The sequence below is a fragment of the Pseudomonas sp. HY13-MNA-CIBAN-0226 genome, assembly GCF_040310305.1.
GTDB lineage: Bacteria > Pseudomonadota > Gammaproteobacteria > Pseudomonadales > Pseudomonadaceae > Aquipseudomonas > Aquipseudomonas gregormendelii.
In genome coordinates this window covers 1-257 of record NZ_JBEOPS010000407.1, presented here as the reverse complement: position 1 = coordinate 257, position 257 = coordinate 1, and the positions used below count along the sequence as shown (strand labels likewise).

Sequence of the window (257 nt, the reverse complement as noted above, 5' to 3'; positions counted from 1 at the left end):
CTCCACGACTCCAGCGGCCTGTCGATCCACGCCGGCAATGGCGAGTGGATCTGGCGTCCACTGAACAACCCCAAACACCTGTCGGTCAGCAACTTCAGCGTCGAAAACCCGCGTGGGTTCGGCCTGCTGCAACGTGGTCGCAACTTCAGCCACTACGAAGACCTGGACGACAACTACGACAAGCGCCCAAGCGCCTGGATCGAACCTGAAGGCGATTGGGGCAAAGGCTCCGTCGATCTGGTCGAGATCCCGACTGC

At 61.1% G+C, this 257-nt stretch carries 1 protein-coding gene; it reads left to right on the top strand.

Going from position 1 to position 257, the window contains the following annotated elements; translation table 11 throughout:
- The coding region (locus AAEZ05_RS29295; RefSeq protein WP_350650123.1) for a glucan biosynthesis protein at positions 1–257 on the top strand (257 nt) is incomplete at both ends.